Here is a 21,167-nt window from a genome sequence, read left to right as displayed (position 1 = left end):
CGTGGTTGTTCCGAACCCGGTTCCGTGTGCAGAGAATCCGGTGCATGAGCTCCGCTGCCGAGTCAGGGTCCGAACCGGCCGGTTCCGAACCTTCGACGGCGTCCGGTCCGACCTGCCGTGTCCGTTCCCTTCGGCCGTGTCCGGTCCGACCGGCAGTGTGCCGCGAGGGCCCGAGCTGCGTCCGCCGTCTCGGCGATGTCAGTCGTGCGGTGTCCCCACCCGGGGTTCCGCTGCCGGAATGTCGCCCTCGCGAACCCCGCCCCGCTGACGGGGGCAAGGCGACCGGCGCGAAGGGCAACCTCGGCGTAGTCGGTGAGTGTTCAGCTCACCTCGGTCTGTCTGCGCCGCAATGCGGCTCTGACCAGGGCCACCGCCAGCATGGCGACGGCGATCGGCAGGAGGATCATCGGCAGATACGTCAGAATGTGCGAGGGGGTCAGGCCCATCCAGGCCTGTCCGAGGACACCGATGAGACCGGCCGCTCCGATGACGGCGGCCACGACTGCCACGATGACGATGACCGTGTCGACTCGCTTGGCTGACAATGCTCGTCCTTCCGAGATCTGAGTACCTGTTCTGCCCCTCCAGTGTACCCCGCGCGGTAAACTGAACGACGATGTCCATGACCTTCAGCCAGTGGCTGGCCCACAGTTCCGATGCCGACTTCGAGTCCTTCGTCCGGACCCGTCGCGACCTCCTCCAACCCGAGTCGCCGACGATCCCTGCCCTGGCCGCGGCCGCGTCCTCGCGCATCGGCGTCTCCCGCGGCATCGAGGCCCTCAGCGCCGCGGAACTCGAGGTGGGCATCGCCCTGGCGAAGGCCGCCCGCACCTCGCCGGACATCGCCGTAGGTGAGAATCCTCATATCGACCCCACACTCGCCGAGGCGGCCCTGCCCCGACTGCGCGACCTCGGCCTGGCATGGCCGGCAGGGTCTTCCGTGGCAGGGTCATCCGAGGCAGGGTCATCCGGGACAGTCTCCGGGTCTCCCGCTGCCGAGTCCTCAGAGTCCCCCGGGACGGTGCCCCCTGGGACCTGGCGGATCCAGTCCGAGGCGATCACGCTGCTGCCCACCTCAGCGGCAGATTCCGCCCGCGCCCAACCATGGCGGCACTACGAGAACGGCTCCGCACCGGATTCCACCGTGGAGTCCATCCCGCAGCCGCTCATCCGCAACAGCGAACAGGCGGGCGTCGCCGAGGTGATCTCCTCGCTGCGCGGCCTCGTCGACGAACTCGCCGCCACCCCCATCTCCCGGCTGACCAGCGGCGGCATCTCCAAACGCGATGTGTCTCGACTCGCCCGCACCCTCGACCTCGGACTCGAGCAGACCATCACTCTGCTGCTGGCCGCGAAGTCGCTGCGCCTCATCGGCGTCCTCGAGGACGCCCTCGACCCGCAGTGGACGGCCACCGACGATGCCGCGGACGTGCTGGCCGGGGACCGTGCCGAACTCTGGGCGGCCCTCGTGACCTCCTGGCTGCGTGAGTCCCTCGACGTCACGCAGCTGGCCGCCGGAGCCAGTGAGAACGAACGCCTCACCGTGCTCGCGACCCCGAAGAAATCCCTGTTCAAGGGCTTCGCGCAGTCGGTGCCGGCGATGCCGCTGCTGCGCTCGACCGTGCTCGCCATCCTCGCCGACATCGGGCTCGGTTCGGCCCGTTCCGCCGAGTGGGTGCATGCGCAGGTGCTCGCGCGGCGCCCCCTCATCCCCGCCCACGGCTTCGCCGTCACCGAAACGGTGCTGCACACCTGCGTCAGCCTCGGGCTGGCGACGACGCCGCTGCAGAAGCCCGCCCATTTCGGGCCCAGCGGCTTCGGCCTCCGCCTGGCCCAGGGGCTCGCCGCCGCCATGGCCGTCCAGGCCGCCGAGGATCCCTCGATCGCCCCGCTCGGACTCGGAGTCGACGGCCTCGAGGTGCCCGGCGAACTCGTCCTGAGCGTGCGGGAGGGATTGGGCACCGAGGTCGAATCGGTGCTCATCCAATCCGACCTCACGGCTGTGGCGACCGGGCCCATCGACCCTCGCGTCCACCACATCCTGCGCCGCTTCGCCGTCGTCGAAGCCCGCGGGCAGGGCACCGTCTACCGCATCGACGCCGAGACCATCGAGGACAGCATGCAGTCGGGACTGAGCCCCGACGACGCGCTGGCCGAGCTCGCGGGGATCAGCGCCGAGGAGCTGCCCTCGACGCTCGAGTTCCTCGTGCGCAACACCGCGTCGAAGCTGCGTCGGGTCCAGGTCGCCGGAGCCCGGTCGGTCCTCATCGTCGACGACCCGGTCGACCTCGACGTCATCCTCTCCGATCAGGCGATGCTGCCGGCCGGCCTCGAACGCCTCGCCCCGACGTTGGCGATCGGGCAGCTCGGACCGGAGCGGACCATGCACCTGCTCGAATCCGCCGAACATCACGCGCTCCTCCATTCGCCCGCCGCCCCCGCGCGCCGACGCCGGGTGATCACCCAGTCCGAACCGGAGGTCCACCTGCGCAAGCGGGCCCGCGTCACGGACGACCGCCTCGGCGAGTACATCCGGATCCTCCGCTCCCCCGGTGCCCGCGCCCAGCCCGAGGCGAGCACCGCGGAGCCGCTGGGGCACATGGATCGACTGCGCGAGGCCGCCGAGGCGAAACGGACGGTGACGATCCGGCTGGCCGATTCCCACGGCAACGAACGCGTCATCGAGATGCGCCCGGCCACCGTCAACGGCGGGCGCGTGCGGGGCACGGTGACGAGCACCGGCGCCGAGGCGTCCCTGGCGATCGCCCGCATCGTCAGCGTCGAGGTCTCTCCGGAACAAACGTGAGGGTACGGGCGTTGTGCCCCTCGGTGCCGCCTCGGCGAGTGTCGCTGTCGGTCGAACGGTCGACGACATCTCCCGGCGTGCACCTCTCGCCGATGCAAGGAGAACTGGAGTTTCCATGAATGGTCCGCTGATCGTGCAGTCCGACCGGACTGTGCTGCTCGAATCGGGGCACGAGCAGGCCGTCGAGGCGGCCGTGGCGATCGCCCCGTTCGCACAGCTGGCGCGGACCCCCGAATACATCCACACCTATACGATCACCCCGCTGGGCCTGTGGAACGCGCGCGCCAGCGGCCATGATGCCGAATCCGTCGTCGACGTCCTCCTCGAATTCGCGAAGTACCCGGTGCCCCACGAACTGCTCGTCGACATCGTCGACATCATGGACCGCTTCGGGGTGCTCACGCTCATCGACCACCCCATCCACGGGCTGACGCTGACCTCGACGGAGCCGCATCTGCTCGACGAGCTGACCGGCCAGCCGGACCTCGTCGGCAAGTTCGGTCGCCGCCTCGACGAGGAATCCGTGCTCGTCCATCCTTCCGAACGCGGTGAACTCAAGCATGCCCTGCTGCAGCTGGGTCATCCGGTCTCCGACCATGCCGGCTATGTCGACGGGGAGGCCCATGAGATCGCCCTGTCCGATGACGCCCACGGCGGTCAGTGGCATCTGCGCGACTATCAGAAGGAAGCGATCGACCAGTCCCTGTCCGGTGAGTCCGGGGTCGTGGTGCTGCCCTGCGGGGCCGGCAAGACGATCGTCGGGGTGGCCACGATGTCGCGGGTGCAGACGACGACGCTCATCCTCGTCACGAACTCCGTCTCGGCGCGGCAGTGGAAGGACGAGATCCTCGCCCGGACCTCGCTGACCGAGGACGAGATCGGCGAGTATTCGGGGTCGACGAAGGAGATCCGTCCGGTCACGATCGCCACCTATCAGGTGCTCACGACCCGTCGGAAGGGCTCCTACCTCCACCTCGAGCTGCTCGACGCGAAGGACTGGGGCCTGGTCATCTACGACGAGGTGCATCTGCTGCCCGCGCCGATCTTCCGGCTGACCGCGAGCCTGCAGGCCAGGCGGCGGCTGGGACTGACGGCGACCCTGGTGCGCGAGGACGGACGGGAGGACGAGGTGTTCTCCCTCATCGGACCCAAGCAGTACGAGGTGCCGTGGAAGGAGCTCGAACGGCTGGGCTACATCGCCACTGCCGCCTGTCATGAGGTCCGTGTCCGTCTCGACGGGGGCACCCGGACCGCCTATGCCCGTGCCGACGGTGAGGACCGGTATCGGCTGGCGGCGACCTCGGATGCGAAGCTGCCGATCGTGCGTGAGCTCGTCGCCGATCATCCGGATGCCCAGATCCTCGTCATCGGCCAGTACCTCGATCAGCTCGAGGAGATCGGCGCCGAACTGGATGCCCCGGTGCTCACCGGGCAGACCCCGGAGTCGCGGCGGCAGGAGCTCTTCCGGGACTTCCGCGCGGGGACGATCCCCGTGCTCGTGGTCTCGAAGGTGGCGAACTTCTCCGTGGACCTGCCGGCCGCCTCGGTGGCGATCCAGGTCTCCGGAGCCTTCGGGTCGCGGCAGGAGGAGGCTCAGCGCCTGGGCCGGATCCTGCGGCCGAAGGAGGATTCGGGCTCGGCGACCTTCTACACGGTCGTCGCCGCCGACACCGTCGACGAGCACTTCGCCGCCCAGCGCCGCCGCTTCCTCACCGAGCAGGGCTACGGCTACGACATCGAGGTGCGCTGAGCGGAGCTTCCTCAGGCAGTCGGGGTAGCCAGTCCGAAGCCGGCCCTATCGAGAAGACCGCGGGCAACCGACCCGTAGTGGTCGAGGTGCTCCTCTGTCCGAGTGGTGGGTCCAGCAATAGTTATCGCTGCCGAGAGCGCGGAGTCGATGAAGACGCCCACCGCGACGGCCGCCACGTCGGAGACGGTCTCGCCCCTGTTGTGCGCAATTCCGGTGTGCCGGATCTGCGGCAGTTCCGTCTCGAGTCTGTTTCGTGTGTGCGCGTCATAGGTCTCGAACAGCTCACTGTCACCGGACTTGGGAGACAGGGCGAAGAACAGCTTGCCCGATGAGGTCGGCAGCAGTGGTCGCCTCACCTTGAGTCTGGGGACATAGCAGACCTCGTAGTCCGCCGGAAGGCTGTACACGTAGACGACCGAATCTCCGACCCTCACCGCCACCGTCACGGTCTCGCCGGTCCGTGCAGATATCTCTGCCAGCACATCCTCGATGAGGAGGACGACCGAGTTCTCGGCCGGACCCAGCACATGGGCGACTCCTGGCCCCAAAACATAGCCGTCCTCACCTTCGAGGAGGTAGCCCTCGGCGCACAGGCCACGTACGAAGCCGTGCACACTGGATTTGGGTGCATCGAGCTCACGGGCGAGCGCGGCCAGACCAACGGCGTCCTCACCCGAACGGGCGACCATTTCGAGGATCCTCACGATCCGAGTCACGGTTCGATGTGTCGAGGTCATGCCCTTACTTCTACCAGGGAGGGCCCAACTTGCCAATTGCCCGGCCGGAGCCTTCCTGCTCTCCTCATGTCTCGGGGGCAAGGCCGATGAGGTCAAGTATCTCGGCACGATCGGCATCGAGCCGGGAGGTCGCGCGGACGTCGGGTCTGGGATGATCGCTGAAGGTCAGCGGCGATCCCACATGTAGATACTCCCCCTCAGTGTCATGCCGCTCACGGGTGAGGATTGGAGAGGCTCCGAGGTAGGGGTCGGCCGGGATCTCGTCGATGCGCACCACCCTCTGCACCGGAATCGAGTATCTCCGGCACTCTCCCTCGATTTGCGCGCAGGTTCTGGAAGCGGCATATTCGGCGAGCACCGACTCGTACATCCGAGGGTTGCGCGTCCTGACCTGGTTGCTGTGCAGATCAGGATGATCCAGATAGTCGGGTCGGCCGATAAGCTCACAGAAGTCCGCCCAATTCCTGTCCGTATAGGGCATCACACAGATGTGACCGTCGAGGGCCGGGTGGGGCCGGTGTTCGGAGGCCAGCACACGTGACCAGCCGACGTCGCCGCGCGGAGGCGAATAGGTCTGACCGCCGAGGTGTTCGACGAGCGTGAATGCCGACATCGTCTCGACCATGGGTACGTCGACCCAGGTTCCCTCACCGGAGACGCCGGTGGCGTAAAGGGCGGCCAGAACTGCTTGGGCCATCGTCATTCCGCATACCTTGTCCGCCACCACATAAGGCGAGTAGGCAGGGCTGCCGTCCCGAAGCCGATAAGTGTCCGCAAGACCGGAACCCGCCTGGACGATGTCGTCGTAAGCAGGGCTGTCTGCACGCTCAGAGTGGGAGGAGAACCCTTGAGCCGTGCACAGGATGGTCCGGGGATTGATTCGATGCACCGTCTCCCAATCGAGTCCGTAGCGGGCGCGTCTACGGGGCAGGAGATTGGTGATGATGACATCCGACCAGGTGATGAGGCCCTCGAGGACGGGACGGTCGGTTGCCGCAGCTGCATCGATGACGATGCTGCGCTTATTCGCGTTGAGGTTCATCGCCAGCACACTGGCTCCCTCGGCCCCTCCGAGTCCGATCCTGCGTCCGATGTCCCCGCCCGGCTGCTCGGCCTTGATCACATCGGCCCCGAGATCCGCAAGGATCTTGCCTGCGTAGGGGGCCATGATGACTGTCCCGAGCTCGAGCACCCGGAGGTCGGCCAGCGCCGGAGCGGCTGCTGCCGGACCTGCGGGGAACGAAGAAATTCCACTCACTAATTCAAACCTCATTTCACGCTTATTGTCAGGAGCAATGAAAGATCGGGGAACACGAAGACCAGGGCCGTCACGATGAGCATCGCGATGATGAAGGGCACCGAACCGAGGAAGACCGTCTCGACTCGGATGTTCGCGGCCCTGGACACGACGAATGCGTTCAGCCCCAAGGGGGGAGTGATGAGTCCTATCTCGGCGAGGAGGATCACGATGATGCCGAACCAGATCGGGTCGAAGCCCAGCGCCTCGACCACGGGAAGGGTGACGGGGACCGTGAGCGCGATGATCGCCATCTGATCCATGAAGAATCCGAGCACCAGATAGATGAAGGCGAAGATGATCACAACGACGATCGCGGGCACCGGCAGGCTCTCAACGAAATCGATCACGTGCGGCGTCACCCGCGTCTGCGTCAGGAAGATGCCGAAGACGTGTGCGGCAAAAACGATAGAGAGGATCATCGCACTGCTCGAGACGGTGCCCACAACTGCCGCTCTCAGATTTGTCCAGGAAACGGTTCTCTTCCACAGCATGAGCAGGAACCCGCCGAGGCAGCCCAGAGCGGCCGCCTCGGTGGCGGTGGCGATGCCGAGGAACACTGTGCCGACGACGAGCAGGAAGAGGAAGATGATCGGCAGTAGACCCGAGACAGCCCTGAGCTTCGCCCTCCACGGTGTTGCCGGGGTCGCCGGAGCATGTCCGCGGAGCCCCATCACCCACACCGTCGACGCCAGCCCGATGCTCATGAGGACTCCCGGAATCACCCCGGCCAGCAGAGTCTTGCCGACACTGGTCTCGGCGGTGATCGCATAGAAGACCAGGAGGATGGAGGGCGGGATCATCGCCGCCAGGGTTCCTGCGCTGGCGACCGTTCCGCTGGCGAGCTGTTTGCTGTATCCCTGTTTTTGCATCGTCTCGGTCGACGTATGAGCCAGCGTGGCGGCCGCAGCCGTCGAAGATCCCGAGACGGCGGCGAACCCGGCCCCGGCCAGAACGGCGGCTATGCCGGTTCCGCCGCGGACCCGTCCGATGATCGTGCTCGCCGAAGTGAACAGCGACGCGAGGACTCCGCTCTTGAGCACGAGGTGGGCCATGAAGATGAATAGCGGGATCGCCGCCAACGAGTTGCTTCCGATGGAGCTCATTGGAATGACCTCGACGATGCCGATGAGATTGCTCAGGCCACCGACCCACAGGAGGCCGATGCCGGCGGCACCGAGGATGGCGAAGGGGATCGGAACTCGAATGAGGATGAGGACGAGCAGAATGATGCTGATGATGACTGCGATCATGCCTGGCCACCGCCGTCGTCGCTGTCTTCTGTCGCGGCGGCGATGAGCGCCGCTTCATTACCTTCGGTGTCCTCCAACGCCCTGTCCTCGATCACAGCACGGCGGCTGTCGAGGAGGGCGACCAGGAAGAGGGCAGCGGCTCCGACTGGTTGGCTCAGTTGCCAGATCCAGCTTGGGATGGGGACCTCACTCGAGCCGGGCGGCGGCGCGTCTGAGAGAACGAAGGAGTCGATGACCGTGACCATGCCTCCCCACGCCATCGCGGCCGCGATGGTGAGAAGGAGGAGGTGGCCGATGATACGGGCAGCCTTTCGCCATGAGGACGGGAAACGGTCGTAGACGATCTCTGCGCTCACATGCCCTGCAGTCACGTATAGCCAGGGCAGGGCGAGGAAGACGGAGATCGGCATGAGGATCCGTTCGACTGCGCTGATGTTCCACCCCAGAGGCTCGCTGAAGACATAGCGCATGATGGCCTCGGCAAGCATGATCGCGGCCATGACGACGATCGCCGTTCCGGCCAAGGACACGCTTGCGAGCTTGATTCCGGTGATGAGAGCGGAACCAGATCCGCCGGTCCGTGCACTCATTTCGATGCTCCTTCGTATCGAGCCAAATTGTCTTCATACGTGCGGAGAACCTCCGTGCCCGGCTTCCCAATGGAATCCATGTTCTCGGCCCAGCGCTTTCGGGCAGGGGCCAGCTTTTCGTCGAATGCGTCCATTCCTTCGGCGTCGGGGGTGTTGAACTCGACACCGCTTCCCCTGATGGTGTCGATGGCCGCCGGAGTATCGGTGTTCACGGCAGCACAGAGGCTCGTCTGAGCATCTTTGCCGGCCCGTTCGATCCTCTTCTGAATCTGTGGACTCAGACGGTCCCAGGTGTCCTCATTGATCACATAGGGGATCGCGAAGGCACCGATATTCAGCCCCGTCGTCGAATGGCCGAGCACCTCCTGCAGTTTGTACGGCAGTACGCTGATGGAGGGAAAGGCGACGCCGTCGACGGTCTTGCGTGAGAGCGCCTCGTAGGCGTCGGAGGCCGGCATGCTCACCGCTGCGGCGCCCAGAGCATCAAGCGTGGCATCGAGCGCCCCGCCCGAGGTTCTGATGTTGAGCCCGTGCAGGTCCTCAGGCGAGTTGATCGTCCGGTCGACGGTAAGTATCTCGTAGCTGGGCAACACGGAGACCCACAGGGGTCGCAGGCCCCGAGGCTCGTACTCCTGTTCATAGAGGATCCCCCCGGGCGACATAATGTCGAACAGAGCCTGCGCACCGGTGCAGGAGTCTTCGACCAGCCCGGGCAGATCGGAGACGCTGGACAGCGGCAGTTGGTCGGCCAGGTACGCCGGAGAAGCTGGGGCGATATCGAGTACATCCGATCGGTTGAGTGAGACGAGATCGCGAGGTGTTCCCATCTGACCGGCCGGGTAGTAGTCGAAGGAAACTCCACCGCCGGATTTCTGGGAGAGTTCGTCCATGAACACCTTCACACCCGATTCGGCGAAGATGTGTGTGGGCGCATAACTGTCGGCCAGGCTCAGATTTTCGACGTCGTCTTCGGTCTCAGCGGAACAGGCCGAGAGTCCGAGCAGGGTCAGTGCGAGAGCAACTGCTGTAATCATTTTGGCCAATCGGCCAGGTCGTACAGGCATTACACCTCCATTGGTATATACGAATGCTGGTACGTAACCACGAACAGTCTAATCGAGGACTAAGGCATGTCAACAGCTTTCACATCGTCGCAAGAGCAGGCGACACGGAGGCCATGAGGAGCAATTTGCGCAGAGTTGAGCAAGCAGAGACCCCGATCCAGCCCGCCTGCCGCAGGAAGGCCTGTTCAATAGCGGCCAGTGAGGGCGAGATGTGCCTGCAGGTGCTTGCGCATGACCGCGCGCGCTCGCGGACCATTCCGGTCCTGGAGTGCGGAGCATATCGCCTCGTGAGCCCGGACCAGCTCGCGGAGCTGAGTTTCACCGAGGGTCTCGGGGTCGTCAATCAGTTTCTCGATCGGGTCGATGAGGCCGCGGAGGATCGCCGCCAAAGCCGCGTTCCCGCTGCCATAGGCGATCCGCAGGTGAAACCTGGCATTCGCCGTCAAAAACCGCTGACGGTTTGAAGGATTTCCGACAACGCGCATTGCCGAGACCATCTCGGACTGAATGTCCGAGAGCTCAGAGAGTCCGTCCTTCCCCATCCGTTCGGCAGCAAGTTCGGCGCACATCGGCTCGATCGCCAGACGTGTCTCCATGAGGTCCGGACCGGAGATGCCGCCGGCCCCGATGACCAGCTGAAGCGAGTTGGCGACGGAATCTCCTGTCGGCAGCGACACGAAGCTGCCGCCTGCACGGCCCACTCGCCGTGAGATGAGCCCCGAGGCCTCCAGCGTCTGGAGACCGGCACGAATGGTGGTCCGACTCAGCCCGTGGCGCAGGGCCAGCTCGCGCTCGGACTCGAGCCGCGCTCCGTCCGGCAGCTCTCCGGCGAGGATCCTCGAGCGCAGAGCAGTGACGAATCGGGCGGTTTCGGTGGTGTCCAATGGGCTCCCCTGGCGCTGGGCGACGGCGTACGATACATTCTATATTGGTACTACCATTAAATGCGTTCAAAGGAGACGGGCATGGCGGATTTCGCACTGACTGACGACCAGCTGATGATTCGAGAGGCGGCCGAGGAGATCGTCAGTCATTTCGACGACGAATACTGGGCGGCGAAGGACGCCGACCACGAGTTCCCCATCGAGTTCTACAATCTCCTCGCAGAGAAGGGCTGGCTCGGCCTGACGACTCCCACGGAATTCGGCGGACACGGACTGGGTATCACCGAAGCGACACTGCTCCTTGAATCCGTCGCGGCGGCCGGAGGCGCAATGAATGCGGCCAGCGCGATCCACATGACGATCTTCGGCCTCCACCCTGTGATCAAGCATGGCAGCGATGAGCTCAAGAAGGCCAATCTTCCGCAGATCGCCGAGGGGAAGATCCATGTGTGCTTCGGCGTCACTGAGCCGGACGCCGGTCTCGACACTACCCGGGTGACGACCTTCGCCCAGCGCCGAGGCGCCGAATACTTCGTCAACGGCCGTAAGGTGTGGATCTCCAAGGCAATGGAATCCGACAAGATCCTGCTCCTGGCCAGAACAACGAAACGCGAGGACGTCGACCGACCGACCGACGGACTGACACTCTTCTTCACCGATCTCGACCGCGAGCATGTGCAGATCACGCCGATACGGAAGATCGGCCGCAATGCCGTTACCTCCAATGAACTCGTGATCGACAATCTGGTGATCCCCGAGGCCCATCGGGTCGGCGCGGAAGGCGAAGGCTTCAAATACCTCCTCGACGGGCTCAATCCCGAGCGCATGCTCATCGCCGCCGAAGCGCTGGGAATCGGCCGTGCCGCTTTAGCCAAGGCTGCGAAATACGCGAACGAGCGCGTCGTCTTCGACCGTCCTATCGGGATGAACCAAGGCCTACAGTTTCCTCTCGCTGACTCCCTCGCCAAGCTCGATGCCGCCGAACTCGCATTGCGCAAAGCTACCTGGACCTACGATCAGGGTCTGCCCAGCGGCCGGGAAGCGAACACCGCGAAGTACCTGTGCGCCGAGGCCGGAGTCGATGCCGCCGACAGGGCTGTCCAGGTTCACGGAGGAATGGGGTACTCCGAGGAGTACCACATCGGTCGGTATCTGCGTGAGGTCCGTCTGATGAAAATCGCCCCCGTCAGCCAGGAGATGGTCCTCAACTACCTCGGCACCAAGGTCCTCGGACTACCTCGCAGCTACTGAACAATTCCGTCGCCGTTTCCTCACCGAGCAGGGCTACGGCTACGACATCGAGGTGCGCTGACTCCCTTCTAACTACTACCTGACGGGGGCCTAGCAACGTGGCGCCACGTAGCTGGGCCCCCGTCAGGTAGTTCTGGGAGACTCACCAGCGATTGCGCACCACGCGCCCCTCATCCCACACCGGGGTCGTCGACTCAAAGACCTCGCCGTCGGATCCGAAGACGAGGAATCGGTCGAAGTCCCGGGCGAACCAGCGGTCGTGGGTGACGGCCAGTACCGTGCCGTCGAAGGCGGCCAGCGCATCCTGCAGGGCTTCGGCAGAGACGAGGTCGAGGTTGTCCGTCGGTTCGTCGAGGAGCAGCAGGGTCGCCCCGGCCAGTTCGAGCAGGAGGATCTGCACGCGCGCCTGCTGCCCGCCCGAGAGCGAGTCGAAGGTCTGCTCGGCCGCTCCCGCAAGCTCATAGCGGGCGAGCGCCCGTGAGGCCGGTTCCCGGGGAAGACCGTTGCGATGCTCGTCCCCGCGATGGAGGATGTCGAGCAGAGTGCGACCGTGCAGGTCCGGTCGGCCGTGTGTCTGTGCGAACCAGCCCGGACGGACTCTGGCCCCCAGCTTCACCCGCCCCGCATGCTCGACCGGAGCGATCTCGACATCGGAGACCGGTCGGTGCTCCGGCTCCGGGTCGGTGCCGCTGGCGGCGAGCAGGCGCAGGAAGTGGGACTTGCCCGAGCCGTTCGAACCGAGCACCGCGACCCGGTCCCCGTAGTGGACCTCGAGGTCGAAGGGCAGCATGAGATCCGTCAGTTCGAGTCCATGGGCGCGGATGGCGATCTTCCCGGTCCGCCCGCCGCTCAGACGCATGCCCAGGTTCTGCTCACGCGGCATCGCCTCGGGCGGCCCGGCGATCTCGAAGCGCTCGAGTCTGGTCTGCGCCGCCCGATACCGAGACGTCATGTCCGAGTTGTACGCGGCCTTCTGCTTGTACATCTGCACCAGCGCGCGCAGCTTCGCATGCTCCTCGTCCCACCGCTTGCGCAGCTCCTCGAGGCGGTCGAACCGGGACTGTCGGGCCGCGTGGTAGCTTTCGAAGCCGCCCGGGTGAGTCCAGGCGGTGTTCCCGGCGGCGGAGAGTTCGAGGGTGATGATCTCCGAGGCGGCCCTGGCCAGCAGCTCGCGATCGTGGGAGACGAAAAGGACGGACTTGTCCGTGTCCCGCAGCTGGTCCTCCAGCCACCGTTTGCCGGGAACGTCGAGGAAGTTGTCCGGTTCGTCGAGGACGAGGACATCATCACCGCCGCGCAGCAGGGCCTCGAGGATGAGCCGCTTCTGCTCCCCTCCGGACAGGGTCTGAGTCGACCGGTCCCGGCAGCGATCGAAGGACATTCCCAGCGCCGAGGTGGTGCAGGTGTCCCACAGCACCTCCGCCTCGTAGCCTCCGACTTCACCCCACTGCCCGAGCGCGGCGGCGTAGGCCATCTGCACGTTCGTCGAGTCGCCGTCGGGCCCGAGCAGACGCTCCTCGGCCCGGCGGACCTGAGCGGCCGCCTTCCGGATGCGCTGCGGTGCCACCTCTTCGAGCGCCTCGGCGACGGTGGCGGCGGTGATGAACTGGCGCATCAGGCCGACGCTGCCGGTGTGGGAGACGGCGCCTTCGTCCGGGGTGATCTCCCCGGTCAGCAGCCTGAGCAGGGTGGTCTTCCCAGCGCCGTTGGCACCGATGAGCGCGGACTTGGCCCCGTCCCCGACACGGAAGGAGACGGAGCAGAGGAGAGGTCGGCCATCGGCGAGTGTGTACGAGACGTCATTGATCTCTATATGGCCCATAGAGACAACCTATCAACGCTTCTCGTCACCGAGTACGCCCCGAACTACCTGACGGGTGCCCAGCTACGTGGCGCCAGGTTGCTGGGCCCCCGTCAGGTAGTAATGAGGGAGGCTTCGGCGCCGGATCGCGCGACGACCTGGCGCCGGGCGACGCGGCGAGCCAGCCTGGCCTCGCCCCATTTGATGAAGCCGACTCCGCCGAGGATGAACACGCCGCCGAAGAGCTGGATAGGCGCGGGCATCTCGAAGAGCACGAGCCAGGCGACGATGACGGAGAACGGCACCTCGATGAGGTTGACAAAGGATCCCACGGTCGCGCCGATGTAGCGCAGTCCGAGGATGCCGGTGATGTAGGCGCCGACGGTGAAGAGGACGATCATCGACATCGGCACGATCCAAGACATCCTGATTCCGCCGAAGTCCACGTCGGCGCTGACCACGCCCGAGGGCATGATCCCGACGAGCACGATGATTGCCATGGTCAGGGCGCCCACACCCATTCCCAGGCCGGTCAGGGCGACCGGCGGAATGCTGATCGAGTCCTTCGCCGAGACGAGGAAATAGCTGGCCAGGCAGACCGCCGCGGCCATCGCCATGACCACGCCGAAGATGCTGATCGACGCGCCGCGGAGATTGAGCACGAGGACGAGCCCGATGAGCGAGACCACGACCCCGATGAAGGTCACGGTCGCCGGCCGCGTGCGGGTCCTGGCCCAGATCCAGAACACGATGAGCATCGGCGCGGTCATCTCGAGCAGCAGCGCCACGGCCACGGTGAGGTGTTCGACGGCGACGAAGTAGAAGCCCTGGACCCCGGCCATCGAGACCAGCCCGTAGGTGAGCACGGTCTTCCAGTTCCTGCGCACCTCGCCCCAGCGGCCGTGCAGCGCGATGAGGCTGGGGATGAGCAGCAGGATCGCCGAACCCGCGAGGCGGATGAGCACGACGGAGCCCGGCGTCCACCCGATCGCGTACATCGTCTTCGCGATCGGGCCGGAGACCGCGAAGAAGAACGCGGAGGCAAGTGTGAGGAGAAACCCCATGACGACGGTACGACTCATTCTCGACCTCCTGAAGGCGTTGGGTGGTTCGGTGTGATGGCGGTGAGTTGTGATGGATGGATCGGAGACGAGGAGAGCACCTCGCCGAGGTGGCCCGCAGAACGCGAATTCGTGCACGTCCGTGGCCTGTGATCAGTATTTCCCACGCCTGTGAAATGAGTCAAGTGTATTTTGGTGCTTACATTGTGTGCCACAATGGTTCCCGCCATGACTTTTGCCTACGACATCCGGTCGAACCTCATCATGCTCGTCGACCTGCTCAACACGGCAGGCTCGATCGCCGAGGAGGGAGATCAGCTGACAACGACCGCCCGACTCCGCGAATTCGCGGCGCGGCATGACTTCTCCGGCCCGCTCCGCGCGACCCGTCAGGACGTCGAAGAGACCCGGCGACTGCGCTCGCGTTTCGCTTCGGCGCTCGATCAGAGCATCGATGCCGACACCGACGAGGAGTCCGATGTCGGCGTGCGAGCGGTCGTCGATGAGATCAACCTCACACTGCGAGACTCCGGTTCGGTGCCGCAATTGGTCATCCACGATCACTGGGACTGGCACCTGCATGCGACGGGGGAGTCCGCGAGCCTGGCCGACAGGGTCGCCGCCGACGTCGCCCTCGTGCTCATCGACCTCATCCGCTCCGATGACCTCAACCGCCTGGGACGGTGCGCCGCTGCAGACTGCCGGGCCTATCTCGCCGACTTCAGCCGCAACCGCTCGAAGCGGTTCTGCGACACCGGCAACTGCGCCAATCGCACCCACGTTGCCGCGTTCCGTGCCCGCCAGACCGAATCCGACTGATGTCGCTGCAGCCGCTGCGGATCACCGGCGGGACGAAGTTCGCTGCCGGCCTCGCCGGAATCCTCACCACGACGAGCATGGCCGCAGGCTGCGCCATCACCGCGTTGGCCTTACTGACAACCGTCCCCAGCGAGCCCCTGAGTTCGACCCTGCTCTTCCTCGCCCTCGCGCTCCTCACCTCCGGCGCCTTCGTCGCCGTCAGCCACCTGCTCGTCCGGATCGCGCTCGGCCGGCATCGGACCGGCGGCAGCCTCACGCGCTTCTTCCGATACCAGCTGGGAGCGCTCGGCGTCGGCGGCGGCCTGGGGCTCGGCTTCTTTCCCGCGATGATCGAAGCGGACCCGATCTGGTGGGTCGTGTCCATCGCTGCCGGCATCGCCCTCTGCGGCGTCTCGCTGCTGGCCTTTCGGAGGGCCCGCTATCGGATTCTCGATCGTCCACCCCGCTCGCACATCGGCCTCGCCGAAGCAGTCGTCGTCGACTACTGGTCGGGGGCGATGCCCCGAGGTGCAGCGCCGAGCCTCACCGTCATCCGCTTCGCGGACGAGTCCGGGCGAGCCCGCTGGGCCCGTCATCTCGTGGCGCAGCCTCCTTCGATGCTCGGCACGATGGGACAAGTGCAGTACGACCGCCGTCGGCCCGAACGGGTCCTGCGCTTCACCGTCGGCCACCGGCGCTCCGCACCTCCCCCTGTCCCGCAGCCCCCTAACCCGCCATTCTGGCCATGACCCGACAACGCACAGCCGCCTCGGCGAACATTCCTGGGCTTGACCTGAGCACAGCCACCTATTCTCCTGAAAAATGCCTTTCGTTCCTGAGAGCGCATGCGGGACTTCGACCCCGAATCGACTTTCCTGAGAGTTTTCCAGTGACACAGCTCACAATCGCGTTCAGGTAACACCCGAGAAACTCCCAGACATGACCTCCAGACTGGTGGCATGACTACAGCACAGAACGACACCGACATCGAAGCCACACTCCTCGTGGTCGACGATGAGCCCAATATCCGCGAACTCCTCTCGACCAGTCTCCGCTTCGCCGGATTCGACGTCGTCTCCGCCGCCAACGGCGCGGAGGCCCTGCGCCTGGCCGAGCAGACCAGCCCCGACCTCCTCGTCCTCGACGTGATGCTGCCCGACATGGACGGCTTCACCGTCACCCGTCGCCTGCGTCAGATCGGCATGAACTCGCCGGTCGTGTTCCTCACCGCGCGGGATGACACCTCGGACAAGATCACCGGCCTGACCGTCGGCGGCGACGACTACGTGACCAAGCCCTTCAGCCTCGAAGAGGTCGTCGCCCGCATCCGCGCCGTCCTCCGCCGCACCCGCAGCCTCGAGGACGAAGAGAATGCGGTCATCGTCGCCGGCGATCTCGAGCTCGACGATGATACGCATGAGGTGCGCCGCTCCGGCATCCTCATCGACCTCTCCCCCACCGAGTTCAAGCTGCTGCGCTACCTCATGCTGAATACGAACCGGGTGCTCTCGAAGTCGCAGATCCTCGACCACGTGTGGGAATACGACTTCGGCGGGGACACCGGCATCGTCGAGTCCTACATCTCCTACCTGCGCCGCAAGATCGACGTCACCCCGGAGACGGATGCCGCCGGCCACCCCGTCGAACTGGAATGGACGCCGATGATCCAGACCAAGCGCGGTGTCGGCTACATGCTGCGTACACCGGAATCCAAGTAGTCGCCCAAGCTCGGGCGGTAGATTACTCACGTGGCAAAACAAACCCGTCCCACCCGGCCCGGCTTCTGGGAAGAATGGTCGCTGACCACCAAACTGCTGGCCATCATGATGCTCCTCATGCTGCTCGTCCTCTCCGGGACGAGCGCATGGGTGCTTGAGAACCTCCGCGACAGCCTGGTCCAACGCACCGACGAGCGGCTCATCTCCGCCTCGGAGACCCTGGCGAAGCAGGCCTATCAGGATGTGTTCCAACCGGCGGAGCTGCAGTCCGGAGACAAGGACTCCGAGGACTCCGGTGGCTCATCCGAGACGACGATCGACTCGAACTCCTGGGATGAGCTCAAGAGCCTGCTGCCCGGCGGCTTCTACGTGCAGTTCTACGACACAGACGGGAAGCCGATCAGCGACCCGGTGGCCCCGGAACCGCAGAACCAGCCGATCCTGCCGACGATCGACGAGTCCGAGGTCTATGCGCGCAGCGGTCAGCCGTTCACCGTGGCCGGGACGAACTCCCAATGGCGGGCCCGCGCCATGAAGGTGCAGAACACCGATGTGCTCGTGTCCATCGCGGTGCCCTTCGACCGCGAGATCGACAACATCAACGAGCGTGCCCGCAACACCATGATCGGCATCGGCCTGCTCGCCCTGGCGATGGTCGCCGGGGTCGGCTACTGGGCGATCAACAACACCTTCCGGCCTTTGCGCGACATCGAGAAGACCGCCTCGCGGATCGCCGCCGGCGATCTCAGTCAGCGTGTGCCCAGCTACCCGCGCAACACCGAGCTCGGGCGGCTGTCCTCGGCGCTGAATGCGATGCTCGGGCGGATCGAGGACTCCTTCGACGGGCAGACCCGATCAGAGAAGCGCATCCGCCAATTCGTCTCCGACGCCTCGCATGAGCTGCGCACACCGTTGGTGACGATCCGCGGCTACGCCGAGCTCTACCGGCAGGGGGCGATCACGAAATCCGATGACGTCGCCAATGCGATGGAGCGGATGGAGTCCGAAGCCAAGCGGATGGGCGTGCTCGTCGACGATCTCGTGGTCCTCGCCCGACTGGACGAGCAGCGACCCGCCGAGATCGGCCCCATCGACCTGCACAGGGTCGTCCGCGACGCCGCCGCCGATGCCGCCGCCCAGGCCCCCGACCGTGACATCAGCTTCGTCGGCCTCGACGGCGAGGATGCCCGGCCGGTTCCGCCGATCCGCGGATCCGAATCGAAGATCCGCCAGGTCATCGTCAACCTCGCCGGGAACGCCGTGCGCCACACCCCCGAACACACCGCGATCGAATTCGCCGTCGGTGTCGTCGGATCCCCCGCCGAGGAGGGTGCCGGCTCGGCCGACTCCTCCGAGGACAGCGATTCCGGTGGCAAGGGTCAGACCGGCAGAGGTCAGGGCGCAAAGGGCCAGACCGGGAAGAACGGGGCCAAGGAGAAGACCCGGGAACGCGGCTTCGTCACCGGCGGAGTCCGCATCTTCCGCCGAGGCGATTCGTCCGGCAACGACCAGAACGACGCCCAGGAACCGACGGGCATCGTCCCCGATGTCACCGCCGCGGGATCGATCTCCGTGGATGATTCGCTGCGCGGCTTCCCCAATGGCCGCGTCCGCTTCGAGGTCAGAGACCACGGAGACGGAATCGACCCCGAGGTGGTCCCGCGGATCTTCGAGCGGTTCTATCGACTTGATGTCTCCCGGACCCGAGACACCGGCGGCTCGGGACTCGGACTCTCCATCGTCAAGGCGATCGTGGAGAACCACCACGGCGCGATCTCCGTGCACGAGACACCGGGCGGCGGCGCGACTTTCCGCATCGATCTGCCCATTTCCGAAACAGATGACAACGCTCCTGAGGCACGAAAGGAAGAGCGATGAGCGAGAACAACGACCCGCACAATCAGGGAGACACTCCGGCGGGGCGGGACCGCCGCGGGGAACAGGAGTCTCGCACGTCCCCGGGCCAAGGTTCACGCTCCTCTTCCGAATCGACCCGCGGTTCGTCCGAATCGACCCGCAATTCCGCCGAGGGGGCGCGAGGCACGTCCGACTCACGGCGTTCAGGAGCCGAGAATCGCCGCAGCACCGAGATTCCGCGCACCTTCCCCGCCGGATCGAACGGTCCTGCTCGGGTGAGCCCTCCGATCGCTCCCGCACAGCGCCCGAGCGTGCAGAATCAGCCTCAGCAGCCATCGGGTCGGAACTTCGGGCAGAACCAGGGCGGATCGCCGGAGCGAGATTCCACCGTCGAACAGCCCCGAGTCCACCCCACTTACGCGCCCAACCCTGTGGACAGAGCTCCCGGTCAGCCTCCGCAGGCACAGACGTCGCAGTCATATTCGCAGCAACCGCAGTCTCAGGGCCAGCAGCCTCAGGCACAACCGTCCCCGGCCCAGCCACCACAGTCTCAGGGACCCCAGTCTCAGGCGCAGCAACCTCAGGGCCAGCCCACGCCGAGGCGGCACAGCGCCGGTGCCGGTGCCGCGGCGGCGGGTGCCGCGGCGGCGACCGGGCAACCGTACGGAGGCAGCCGCCCCTCCCCCGACAGTCAGGCGGGATACTCGAACGGGCAGCCGCAGTCCTCACCCGGATACCCGAACTCATCAGGCTACCCAGGCTCGACGGGCAGCCAGAACTACTCCGCCGCCTACGCCGCACCCGGCGGGACGAGCGGTCCCGGTGCCCCCGGAAACACCAGCAGCCCCGGCAACCAGGGCCCCTATGTCGGCAGCCAGGGAGCCTACGTCGGGAGCCAAGGAGCCCCCGGTTACGGTGCCCAAGGCCAGGGCGCCCCGGGCGGGCAGCCCGGCTACGGGACCCAGGATTACTACAACGGGCAGGGACCCTACGGGGGTCAGGCCCCGACTCGGCGGGAGAAGCGAGGACCCGGCTGGGGTGCGACGATTGCCATCGCCCTGGTGGCCGCTCTCCTCGGCGGTGGTGCCGCGTTCGGCGGCAGCTATGCGGTCTCCGCGCTGCAGGGCGATGAGCCCCGCAAAGTCGCCGACCAGACCATCGAGACACCGGACTGGACCGAGGTCGCCAAGCAGACCTCCGAGAGCGTGGTGTCGATCCAGGTCGGCACCAGCGGTCAGGTCCAAGGACTCGGCTCAGGCTCGCTCTACGACGATCAGGGCCATGTCATCACGAACAACCACGTCGTCGCCCCGGCCGACACTCCAGCCGGTGAGATCACCGTGACGATGAAGAACGGGGAGACGACGAAGGCCGAGATCGTCGGCCGCGATCCCTCGACGGACATCGCGATCATCAAGGTCGAGCAGGTGCCCGACGGGACGAAGCCGCTGCCGGTGGGTGACTCGAAGAAGCTGAGCGTGGGCGATCCGGTGATGGCCCTGGGCAACCCGCTCGGCCTCGCCGACTCGGTGACCACAGGCATCGTCTCGGCGCTCGATCGTCCGGTGTCCACCGAGAACATCGGCGAGGACGCCACCTCCCAGGAGAAGGAGATGACGATCACGAACGCCATCCAGACCGATGCCGCGATCAACCCGGGCAACTCGGGCGGACCGCTCGTCGACGGCAACGGCAGCTTCATCGGCGTCAACTCGGCCGCAGCTTCGCTGAGCCAGGCCGGTGAAGGCCAGCAGTCCGGCTCGATCGGCATCGGCTTCGCGATCCCCGCCTCGCAGGCGGTGATGATCGCCGATCAGCTCATCGCGAACGGCAAGGCCCAGCATCCGTTCCTCGGCATCACGCTCACCGATGGACAGATCAACAGCGGCGGAATCACCCGCGGCAGTGCGAAGGTGCAGTCGATCCAGTCCGGGTCGCCCGCCGAAAAAGCCGGGTTCAAGGACGGCGACGACATCGTCGCGGTCGGCGACACCAAGGTCAACAATGCGATCGCGCTGCGGGCACTGGTGCGAGCCCAGCCGGTGAACTCACCCGTCGAGTTCACCGTCATCCGCGGCGGTCAGGAGCAGAAGCTCGATGTGAGTCTCGTGCTGCAGTGATGCACGGATCAGGATCGCCGACCGCCTGAGTGCGACAGCGATCCGGACATCCGCCACTCACGTGCCGCGGGCTGTGGATTGCGAGTCCACTCGTGTGCAGACGGGGTGTGGACGGCCAAGCGCCGTCCACACCCCGCTTCTCTGCTCTTGTCTCAGACACCGGGAACGGTCGATGCTGGG

At 65.7% G+C, this 21,167-nt stretch carries 17 protein-coding genes; 8 read left to right on the top strand and 9 right to left on the bottom strand.

Features of this window, described 5'->3' with window-relative positions:
- Positions 1-320: 320 nt before the first annotated feature.
- Positions 321-545 carry a hypothetical protein gene (locus ACH82I_RS14650; protein WP_413333632.1) on the bottom strand — a complete coding sequence of 75 codons (225 nt, stop codon included), beginning with the start codon at positions 543-545 and terminating at the stop codon, positions 321-323.
- A 71-nt stretch (positions 546-616) separates the two neighbouring features.
- Between ACH82I_RS14650 and ACH82I_RS14645 the strand changes: the two genes are divergently transcribed.
- The gene (locus tag ACH82I_RS14645; protein WP_413333630.1) at positions 617-2,806 is read left to right on the top strand and encodes a helicase-associated domain-containing protein; all 2,190 of its coding nucleotides are present in this window, start codon (positions 617-619) and stop codon (positions 2,804-2,806) included.
- A 115-nt stretch (positions 2,807-2,921) separates the two neighbouring features.
- On the top strand, positions 2,922-4,556 hold the full coding sequence (locus ACH82I_RS14640; RefSeq protein WP_230744590.1) for a DNA repair helicase XPB: 1,635 nt from the start codon (positions 2,922-2,924) through the stop codon (positions 4,554-4,556).
- 11 nt (positions 4,557-4,567) lie between these two features.
- Here ACH82I_RS14640 and ACH82I_RS14635 read toward each other — a convergent pair whose 3' ends face one another.
- From ACH82I_RS14635 to ACH82I_RS14610, 6 genes are all read right to left on the bottom strand, one after another.
- The gene (locus tag ACH82I_RS14635; protein WP_413333628.1) at positions 4,568-5,293 is read right to left on the bottom strand and encodes an IclR family transcriptional regulator; all 726 of its coding nucleotides are present in this window, start codon (positions 5,291-5,293) and stop codon (positions 4,568-4,570) included.
- Between the two features lie 64 nt (positions 5,294-5,357).
- Positions 5,358-6,551 carry a CaiB/BaiF CoA transferase family protein gene (locus ACH82I_RS14630; RefSeq protein WP_230744588.1) on the bottom strand — a complete coding sequence of 398 codons (1,194 nt, stop codon included), beginning with the start codon at positions 6,549-6,551 and terminating at the stop codon, positions 5,358-5,360.
- Between the two features lie 11 nt (positions 6,552-6,562).
- Positions 6,563-7,843 (bottom strand): TRAP transporter large permease, encoded by a 1,281-nt coding sequence (locus ACH82I_RS14625; RefSeq protein ID WP_413333626.1) that lies wholly within the window; start codon positions 7,841-7,843, stop codon positions 6,563-6,565.
- Positions 7,840-8,433 carry a TRAP transporter small permease gene (locus tag ACH82I_RS14620; protein WP_230744586.1) on the bottom strand — a complete coding sequence of 198 codons (594 nt, stop codon included), beginning with the start codon at positions 8,431-8,433 and terminating at the stop codon, positions 7,840-7,842. The genes ACH82I_RS14625 and ACH82I_RS14620 overlap by 4 nt, the downstream gene beginning before the upstream one ends.
- Positions 8,430-9,467 (bottom strand): TRAP transporter substrate-binding protein DctP, encoded by a 1,038-nt coding sequence (gene dctP / locus ACH82I_RS14615; RefSeq protein ID WP_413333624.1) that lies wholly within the window; start codon positions 9,465-9,467, stop codon positions 8,430-8,432. The genes ACH82I_RS14620 and dctP overlap by 4 nt, the downstream gene beginning before the upstream one ends.
- A 215-nt stretch (positions 9,468-9,682) precedes the next feature.
- Positions 9,683-10,381, bottom strand: coding sequence for a FadR/GntR family transcriptional regulator (locus tag ACH82I_RS14610; protein WP_413333622.1), 699 nt, complete (start codon positions 10,379-10,381; stop codon positions 9,683-9,685).
- Positions 10,382-10,462: 81 nt separating this feature from the next.
- Here ACH82I_RS14610 and ACH82I_RS14605 point away from each other — a divergent pair, with 81 nt between their 5' ends.
- Positions 10,463-11,632 (top strand): acyl-CoA dehydrogenase family protein, encoded by a 1,170-nt coding sequence (locus ACH82I_RS14605; protein ID WP_413333620.1) that lies wholly within the window; start codon positions 10,463-10,465, stop codon positions 11,630-11,632.
- Positions 11,633-11,774: 142 nt separating this feature from the next.
- Here the strand turns inward: ACH82I_RS14605 and ACH82I_RS14600 are convergent, their stop codons facing one another.
- Positions 11,775-13,454: an ABC-F family ATP-binding cassette domain-containing protein gene (locus ACH82I_RS14600; RefSeq protein WP_413333618.1), complete on the bottom strand. Its 1,680-nt coding sequence runs from the start codon at positions 13,452-13,454 to the stop codon at positions 11,775-11,777.
- A gap of 92 nt (positions 13,455-13,546) precedes the next feature.
- Positions 13,547-14,515 carry an EamA family transporter gene (locus tag ACH82I_RS14595; RefSeq protein WP_413333616.1) on the bottom strand — a complete coding sequence of 323 codons (969 nt, stop codon included), beginning with the start codon at positions 14,513-14,515 and terminating at the stop codon, positions 13,547-13,549.
- A gap of 207 nt (positions 14,516-14,722) precedes the next feature.
- On the opposite strand from ACH82I_RS14595, the gene ACH82I_RS14590 reads away from it, so the two are divergent.
- The 5 genes from ACH82I_RS14590 (at position 14,723) to ACH82I_RS14570 (ending at position 20,987) form a co-directional block, all read left to right on the top strand.
- Positions 14,723-15,313 (top strand): CGNR zinc finger domain-containing protein, encoded by a 591-nt coding sequence (locus ACH82I_RS14590; protein ID WP_413333615.1) that lies wholly within the window; start codon positions 14,723-14,725, stop codon positions 15,311-15,313.
- On the top strand, positions 15,313-16,041 hold the full coding sequence (locus ACH82I_RS14585) for a hypothetical protein (protein ID WP_413333613.1): 729 nt from the start codon (positions 15,313-15,315) through the stop codon (positions 16,039-16,041). Before ACH82I_RS14590 ends, ACH82I_RS14585 begins: the two co-directional genes overlap by 1 nt.
- A 210-nt stretch (positions 16,042-16,251) precedes the next feature.
- Positions 16,252-17,010, top strand: coding sequence for a response regulator transcription factor (locus ACH82I_RS14580; protein ID WP_413333611.1), 759 nt, complete (start codon positions 16,252-16,254; stop codon positions 17,008-17,010).
- A 30-nt stretch (positions 17,011-17,040) separates the two neighbouring features.
- Entirely contained in the window at positions 17,041-18,888 is a 1,848-nt protein-coding gene (locus tag ACH82I_RS14575) for a sensor histidine kinase (protein ID WP_413333609.1), read from the top strand.
- Positions 18,885-20,987 (top strand): S1C family serine protease, encoded by a 2,103-nt coding sequence (locus ACH82I_RS14570; RefSeq protein WP_413333607.1) that lies wholly within the window; start codon positions 18,885-18,887, stop codon positions 20,985-20,987. The genes ACH82I_RS14575 and ACH82I_RS14570 overlap by 4 nt, the downstream gene beginning before the upstream one ends.
- Positions 20,988-21,167: the final 180 nt, after the last annotated feature.

Origin of the sequence: Brevibacterium sp. GP-SGM9, from assembly GCF_047300845.1 — a bacterium.
In the GTDB taxonomy this organism is placed as follows: domain Bacteria; phylum Actinomycetota; class Actinomycetes; order Actinomycetales; family Brevibacteriaceae; genus Brevibacterium.
Note: the sequence above shows the minus strand (reverse complement) of the source record. Positions and strands in the feature narration are given on the sequence as shown.